The 294-nt window shown below is 43.5% G+C and carries 1 protein-coding gene; it reads right to left on the reverse strand.

Going from position 1 to position 294, the window contains the following annotated elements; translation table 11 throughout:
* The coding region (locus ACNQ0T_RS23875; protein ID WP_417930458.1) for a terminase large subunit domain-containing protein at positions 1–294 on the reverse strand (294 nt) is incomplete at both ends.

The following is a 294-nucleotide window of genomic DNA, read 5'->3' on the forward strand; positions in this document are numbered from 1 at the left end:
ATTTAAAGACGGACGCGCCGCTGTATACAAACACACACATAACCAACATGTTAAATGAGTCTGGATTATATTTATTGCGTAATCTCTCAATGCTGGCTAAGTTGAAACCACCTTTTATTGCGTCTTCAAGTGTAATGACATATCGCCATTGACCATCAGGGCAATCCCGCCCACCGTCACGTAATTCATCGAATTGAGGAAATTCAACTTTTTTACGCGCAGGATCACTTCCTCGCCATTCATCCCCAGTCCAAAAAGGATAAGCGGGATGCGTTTTCGCGCTAGGTGTATAGA

Source organism: Enterobacter cloacae complex sp.6700776 (assembly GCF_048284255.1).
GTDB lineage: Bacteria > Pseudomonadota > Gammaproteobacteria > Enterobacterales > Enterobacteriaceae > Enterobacter > Enterobacter intestinihominis.